Origin of the sequence: Streptomyces europaeiscabiei (assembly GCF_001550375.1) — a bacterium.
GTDB classification, from domain to species: Bacteria; Actinomycetota; Actinomycetes; order Streptomycetales; family Streptomycetaceae; genus Streptomyces; species Streptomyces europaeiscabiei.
On sequence record NZ_LRTR01000185.1, the window covers coordinates 1 to 7,220 of the forward strand.

At 69.3% G+C, this 7,220-nt stretch carries 5 protein-coding genes and 1 pseudogene; 2 read left to right on the forward strand and 4 right to left on the reverse strand.

The annotated features are described in order from the left end of the window. The 4 genes and pseudogenes from AWZ10_RS09055 to AWZ10_RS09070 form a co-directional block, all read right to left on the reverse strand. Positions 1-777: pseudogene (locus AWZ10_RS09055) on the reverse strand (hypothetical protein); the annotation flags it as partial. A gap of 177 nt (positions 778-954) precedes the next feature. Beyond that, the gene (locus AWZ10_RS53570; protein ID WP_234361085.1) at positions 955-1,239 is read right to left on the reverse strand and encodes a hypothetical protein; all 285 of its coding nucleotides are present in this window, start codon (positions 1,237-1,239) and stop codon (positions 955-957) included. A gap of 247 nt (positions 1,240-1,486) precedes the next feature. Next, positions 1,487-2,476, reverse strand: a complete 990-nt coding sequence (locus AWZ10_RS09065) for a serine/threonine-protein kinase (protein ID WP_060890826.1) — start codon at positions 2,474-2,476, stop codon at positions 1,487-1,489. Positions 2,477-2,872: 396 nt separating this feature from the next. Then, positions 2,873-4,699, reverse strand: a complete 1,827-nt coding sequence (locus AWZ10_RS09070) for a phosphoenolpyruvate carboxykinase (GTP) (RefSeq protein ID WP_046708241.1) — start codon at positions 4,697-4,699, stop codon at positions 2,873-2,875. Between the two features lie 349 nt (positions 4,700-5,048). Here AWZ10_RS09070 and trhA point away from each other — a divergent pair, with 349 nt between their 5' ends. Together trhA and AWZ10_RS09080 are read left to right on the forward strand one after the other, a co-directional pair. After that, positions 5,049-5,786: a PAQR family membrane homeostasis protein TrhA gene (gene trhA / locus AWZ10_RS09075; RefSeq protein ID WP_046708242.1), complete on the forward strand. Its 738-nt coding sequence runs from the start codon at positions 5,049-5,051 to the stop codon at positions 5,784-5,786. 125 nt (positions 5,787-5,911) lie between these two features. Next, positions 5,912-7,220: DHA2 family efflux MFS transporter permease subunit (locus AWZ10_RS09080; RefSeq protein WP_060890827.1), on the forward strand; the 1,309-nt coding region annotated here is incomplete at its 3' end.

Here is a 7,220-nt window from a genome sequence, read left to right on the forward strand (position 1 = left end):
CCACCGGGGCCCGCCGGCGCCCCGCCCGGGTGACGGCGCCCGGTGTCCCACGGCCACGGGGCCCCTGGACCGCCGGATCACGATCACGAAGGCGAGGAGGAGCAGGGCGAGGAGGAGGCACATCCAGAAGGCGGTCCAGGTGGCGCCGCCGTAGCCGGCGGCTTCGCCGTCGGTGGGGGCGGCCCGGTCGTCGTCCCGCTCCTCGCCACCCTGACCGGCGGATTTGCCCGGCGCGGTCGAGGCGGACGGTTTCCGGTCGTTCTGTACGGGGCCGATGGCCTCGACATGTGTGGTGTGGTCGGCGGCGAACCCCGCGTCGATCAGCGCCTTGCCGTCCAGGGGTTCGGACTTGTCGCCCTTGCGCTCGATCAGGCCGCACAGCGGTTCCCGGTCGATGCAGAGACCCGCTTCCCGCAGAGCGTCCATCGGGCCGGGTCGCAGCCGGTCGATCCGAGCCTCTGGGTGGACGAGCCGCCCCTCGGCCAGGACCAGCAAGGCCGTACCGCCCTCACCGGTGGCCTTGCCCTTCTGCACCCGGACCACGAGCGGGTACCTGTCCCTGCGCAGCGTCTCGATGTCGTTGCGCTGCCGCTCCTCGACCTCCTCGTACGCCAGCGGCTCGTCCAGCGTGATCACAACGGGGCCGTCCTTGATCACTTCGGCCCAGCACTCCAACTGTTCGGTGAGCCGGTCGGCACACGAGTCGGCCACCGCCACCGACGGTCCCCCCGGCAGGAGAGCGACCGACAACCCCACCAGCACACCGAGAAACGACAAACGCCCGACCGCACCCATCGCACCAACCCCCCGTGGCCTGAAAGGCACACCCCCGCGGCCCTGAAAAAGCCCACCCAATAGTGGAGCAGGCAGCCAGGCGGCCGGAAGGGTTTGGTGAATTCCGCCGGTGGAGTTACGGCGACTTCCGTCAACTTACGATCAGTACGCTTTTCACTTCTACAACTTGAACACCTGATGACAACGGCTGAACATCTGTCGTGACCGATCCACCCAGTCATTGGCCAGCGCGTCGAAGTCCGCCTGCGTGATACGGCACGTCAGTGGCAGATCGCAGACTCCGGCGAGACAGGGGCGCGGCCCGCGCACGTCCCACACGGAAAGCATGGGGTTCAGCTGTTCGGTATTCCATGCGTTCGACGCGGCCGCGGCGATGGCGAGTTGGTCCTGCCGCAGAAAATTCCCGTCCGTCGCGAACGCCACGAGAAGTCTCTTGGTGGTCATGAATCTCACCGTGACCGTCCGCCCCGCCTCATGGAGATCGAAGCGCAGAAAAACGGAGACGGTGTCGTGGACCGTGTGGTAATTCCGCCGCGTGACCCAGTTCTGCACCAACTGCCGCCAGTGCGTGCCGAGGTCGTATATCTCGGCATTGCCCCCCGGACAAGAGTCGCGCCCGGAGTTCCCGGAGTACGAGCCGCGCCCGGAGAAGGAGTCGCGGCCCGGGGAGGATTCCCGGCCCGGGGAGGAGTCAGGCACCGTCACGGACCACCGCCCCGGCGACCATGGCGTCGGTCAGCCCGGCGTCGAGCAGCGCCTGTGCGTGGAGGAGCAGACAGGAGGGGACGGACTCGCTCGTCGTACGGCGCCGGTGGCGCTCCTGCAGTTCCTCGTACCGCACCTCGATGGTCCGGGCCACCTGCGGCGGCGGCCACACCTCGGCGCCGATGTCCTCCCCCATCAACTGGGCCAGGATCTCGGCGAGTCGGGGCCGGTCCTCGGGGCGCTTGGCCAGACAGCGGGCGATGACGGGCCGCAGTCCCGCCGGTACGCCGTCGAGCCGGGGCTCTCCCCGTACGACCTCCACGCGTACGCCTTCCCCGCTGCCGTGCGGTGGGCGGCCGGTGAGCGCGTACACCAGGACCCCGCCCAGCGAGAACACGTCGCTCGGCGGGCCGACCCGGTCGCCTCGGATCTGCTCGGGCGACATGAACGGCGGGGTGCCGACGACGACGCCGACGCGGGTGAGGCCGGGGGCGCCGTCGACCCGGGAGATGCCGAAGTCGATGACGCGGGGGCCGTCCTGGGCGAGCAGGACGTTCGCCGGCTTGAGGTCGCGGTGGATCACATGGGCGGCGTGGATGGCCTGCAACGCCTCGACGAGCCCGGCGCCGAGGGGGCGGACCTGGACCTCGGGGAGGGGGCCGTCGGCGCGGACCGCTTCCGCGAGGGAGGGGCCGGGGACGTACAGGGTGGCCAGCCAGGGGAGTTCGGCCGTCGGGTCGGCGTCGACCACGGCGGCGGTGTACGCGCCGCTGACCACACGGGCGGCGGCGACCTCGCGGGCGAAGCGTTCGCGGAACTCGGGTTCGGAGGCGAGTTCGGGGCGGGCGACCTTGACGGCGACCTCGCGGCCGGCGGGTGAGCGGCCGAGGTAGACCCAGCCCATGCCGCCCGATCCGAGGCGGCCGACTATCTTGTACGGGCCGATCTTCAGGGGGTCACTTACGGGTGTACGCACCCCGTTCACCTCATTTCGGGGTTCGGTGCGGATGTCCCGAGTGTCCCGCGAAATCCGGTGCGCGGCAGTGCTTTTCGCCCCCTCCGCCCCTACCCGTCCCATCCAAAGGAGCTGCGCCCCTTCGCCCCCCGGCCGCGGGTCCGGTGGGGGCTGGTCGCGCAGCTCCCCGCACCCCTGAAAAAGCAGGGGCTACGCCCCGTGCTTTTTCCGGCCCGAAAGGGCCGTAGGCCCTTAGGGGCGCGGGGAACTGCGCGAGAAGCCCCACCGGACCCGCACCCGCCATCCCACAGACACTCCCGAGCTGTCAGGCGCAGCAAGAAGTCCGCGACCGGCCGAGGAGACGTCGCTGGTCAGGGCAACCCATGTCCGGCCGGTCGCGGAGCAGAAGGCAGGGCGTCAGCCCAGACGGCTCACCAGCGCCCGGTACTCGTCCCAGAGTTCCTTCGGCGTGTGGTCACCGAAGGTGTTGAGGTGTTCGGGGACGAGCGCGGCCTCCTCCCGCCACACCTCCTTGTCGACGGTCAGCAGGAAGTCGAGGTCGGACGAGGAGAGGTCCAGCCCCTCCGTGTCCAGCGCCTGCGCCGTCGGGAGGATGCCGATCGGGGTCTCCACCCCTTCCGCCCGGCCGTCCAGCCGGTCCACGATCCACTTCAGGACGCGGCTGTTCTCACCGAAGCCGGGCCAGACGAACTTGCCCTCGTCGTTCTTGCGGAACCAGTTGACGTAGTAGATCTTCGGCAGCTTGGCCTGGTCCTTGCCCTTGGCGACATCGACCCAGTGGCCCATGTAGTCGCCCATGTTGTAGCCGCAGAAAGGCAGCATCGCGAAGGGGTCGCGGCGCAGCTCGCCGACCTTGCCCTCGGCCGCGGCGGTCTTCTCGGACGCCACGTTCGCGCCCAGGAACACCCCGTGGTTCCAGTCGAAGGACTCGGTCACCAGCGGCACCGCCGTGGCACGGCGGCCACCGAACAGGATCGCCGAGATCGGCACGCCCTTGGGGTTCTCCCACTCGGGCGCGATGATCGGGCACTGGGAGGCGGGGACCGTGAAGCGGGCGTTGGGGTGGGCGGCCGGCGTCTCGGTGTCCGGCGTCCAGTCGTTGCCCTTCCAGTCGGTCAGGTGCGCCGGAGTCTCCTCCGTCATCCCCTCCCACCACACGTCGCCGTCGTCCGTCAGCGCCACGTTGGTGAAGACCGAGTTGCCCCACAGCGTCTTCATCGCGTTGGCGTTGGTGTGCTCACCGGTACCGGGCGCGACGCCGAAGAACCCGGCCTCGGGGTTGATGGCGTAGAGCTGCCCGTCCTCGTCGAAACGCATCCACGCGATGTCGTCGCCGATCGTCTCGACGGTCCAGCCCTTGACGGTCGGCTCCAGCATCGCCAGGTTCGTCTTGCCGCAGGCGGACGGGAAGGCCGCCGCCACGTACTTCGACTCGCCCTGCGGAGGCGTCAGTTTCAGGATCAGCATGTGCTCGGCCAGCCAGCCCTCGTCGCGCGCCATCACCGACGCGATGCGCAGGGCGTAGCACTTCTTGCCGAGCAGCGCGTTGCCGCCGTACCCGGAGCCGTACGACCAGATCTCGCGGCTCTCGGGGAAGTGGGAGATGTACTTGGTGCTGTTGCAGGGCCACGGCACATCGGCCTGGCCGGGCTCCAGCGGGGCGCCGAGCGTGTGCACGGCCTTCACGAAGAAGCCCTCGGAGCCCAGTTCGTCCAGCACCGGCTGTCCCATACGGGTCATCGTGCGCATGGAGACGGCGACGTACGCGGAGTCGGTGATCTCGACGCCGAGCGCGGAGAGCGGCGAGCCGAGCGGGCCCATGCAGAACGGGACGACGTACATCGTCCGGCCGCGCATCGCACCGCGAAACAGGCCCTTCTCGCCCTGGAAGAGGTCCCGCATCTCGGCGGGGGCCTTCCAGTGGTTGGTCGGGCCCGCGTCCTCTTCTTTCTCCGAACAGATGAACGTGCGGTCCTCGACCCGGGCGACATCGGTCGGGTCGGACGCGGCGTAGTAGGAGTTCGGGCGCTTGATCGGGTCGAGCTTCCGGAAGGTGCCCTTCTCGACGAGCTCCCCGCACAGGCGCTCGTACTCGGCCTCGGATCCATCGCACCAGACCACGTTGTCCGGCTCGGTCAGTTCGGCGATCTCGTTCACCCACGCCACGAGTTCTCGGTGGGTGGTCGGGACGGTTGAAGGGGGAGCCGCGATGTCGCGCGCCACGATTGCTCCTAAATGAGGGATTTTTTGTTGGAGGCCCCGTGGGGGCTGCGACCCGGATGCTTCGAGGATTGGATCTCTGGGCGCTCATCCGGTGCCGACCGCACTCATTTGATCATCCGACGAGAGCGCCCATATGTCCAGAGGGCCTCACAGGTGAGCATCGTGACCATCGCCACTCGCCGACCTTCACCCGAGAGGTTTCCCTGCGTCACCACAGCTTCACCGCGAGTATCGGCACATGCGCTCCACATCCCCATCGAGGGCCCCGCGTGAGAGGATGGCCACTTCCGGGGACACGAACAGCCCGCACGGTCCCGTAAGTTACGGTTCCGTAGGTACGATGCAGGGCATGACAGCGTCCGTCCCCGATGCGCACCCGGAGACGCCGGCCGACAGCCGCCCTTCCGACGCGCGATCCCTGCCGCATCAGATCGCCCACCAGATCACCGACGAGATCAAACCCAGACTCCGGGGCTGGCTGCACCTCGGCATGTTCCCGGCCGTGCTCGTCGCAGGCCTGGTGCTCACCGCCCTCGCGGACTCCACACGCGGACGCATCGCCTGCGGGATCTTCGCCCTCACGGCCTGCCTGCTGTTCGGTGTGAGCGCGCTGTACCACCGGGGCACCTGGAGCCCGCGCATGGACGGCATCCTGCGCAGGCTGGATCACGCCAACATCTTCCTGATCATCGCGGGCTCCTACACCCCGCTGACCATGCTGCTCCTGCCGGGCGCCAAGGGTCAGTGGCTACTGTGGGGCATCTGGGGTGCGGCGCTCGCGGGCATCGCCTTCCGGGTGTTCTGGGTCGGCGCCCCCCGCTGGCTCTACACCCCCTGCTACATCGCGATGGGCTGGGCGGCCGTCTTCTTCCTGCCCGACTTCATGCGCACGGGCGGCATCACCGTCCTCGTCCTGGTGATCGTCGGCGGCCTCCTCTACAGCGTCGGCGGAGTGATCTACGGCCTCAAGCGCCCGGACCCGTCACCCCGCTGGTTCGGCTTCCACGAGGTCTTCCACTCCTTCACCCTCGCCGCGTTCGTCGTGCACTACGTGGGGATCTCGATGGTGGCGTACCAGCACGCATAGCACCCCCCGCTCCCTCCTGGCCACGGCTTCCGAGCCGTGGCCATTTTCGTATCCCCGGACGTCGAACGAGAGACGCTTTTGATTTGAATTGACAGTGGATGGATTTTGAGAGCTACTCTCATTTCATGGCTACTGTCACAGAGTCTTCCTCCGCCCGGCCCGACCCCCGCCGCTGGTGGGCCCTCGGCGCCCTCGTCGCGAGCATGCTGGTGCTCGGCTTCGACATGACGATCCTCAACGTGGCGCTGCCGACCATGGCCGAGCAGATCGGCGCGACCACGGGGCAGCAGCAGTGGATGGCGGACGCGTACATCGTCGTCTTCGCCGCCCTGATGCTCCCCGCCGGACTGCTCGGCGACCGGTTCGGCCGACGGCGGATGCTGATCGTCGGGCTGGGGATCTTCCTGGCCGGATCGGTCGTCGGCGCCCTGGCCCAGGACGTGAACGCGGTGGTCGCAGCCCGCGCCGTGATGGGAATCGGCGCCGCGCTGGTCACCCCGCTCGCCCTCTCCGTACTGCCCTCGCTCTTCGCCCCCGACGAGCGCACCAAGGCCGTCGGCATCGTCTCGGCGGGCTCCATGCTCGGCCTGCCGCTCGGCCCGATCATCGGCGGCTGGCTCCTCAACCACTTCTGGTGGGGCTCGGTGTTCCTGATCAACGTCCCGATGGCGGCGATCGGCATCGCCGCCTGCGTCTTCCTGCTGCCCGAGACCCGCGACCCCGCCTCCCCCAGGATCGACATCGTCTCCACCGCGCTCACCGCCGCCGGCCTCGGCTCTCTCATCTACGCGATCATCGAGGCACCGACCCGTGGCTGGGGCGACCCGCTGGTCCTGGGCATGTTCGCCGGGGCGGCGGTCCTCATCGCGGGGCTGGTGCTGCGCGAGCGGCGGTCCGCGCGCCCCATGCTCGACATGGGCCTGCTCGCCCACCGCGGCTTCCTCTTCAACGCACTCGCCGCGACCCTCGTCATGTTCGTCCTGTCCGGCCTGATGTTCGTTCTGCCGCCGTACCTCCAGGCCGTCCTCGGCAACGACGCCCTGGGCACCGGCGTACGGCTGCTGCCGCTGATGGGCGGCCTGCTGGTCGGCGCGCGCGTCGCGCAACCCGTCGTCGAACGCTTCGGGTCCCGGTCCGTGGTCAGTGCGGGACTGGTGGTGCTGGCCTTCGCCGCCTTCCTCGGCAGTCGTACGACGGTCGGCTCCGGCTACGGGTTCACGGCGCTGTGGCTGTCGTTCGCCGGAGCCGGATTCGGGCTCTCGATCGTGCCCGCGATGTCCGGCGCCCTCGGCACCCTGCCCACCGACCGGGCCGGCAGCGGCTCCGGGCTGCTGATGACCCTGCGGCAGGTGGGCGGCGCGATCGGTATCGCCCTGCTCGGCAGTCTGCTCGCGGGCGCCTTCCGGGACCGGCTCGACACCGCCGCGCTGCCCG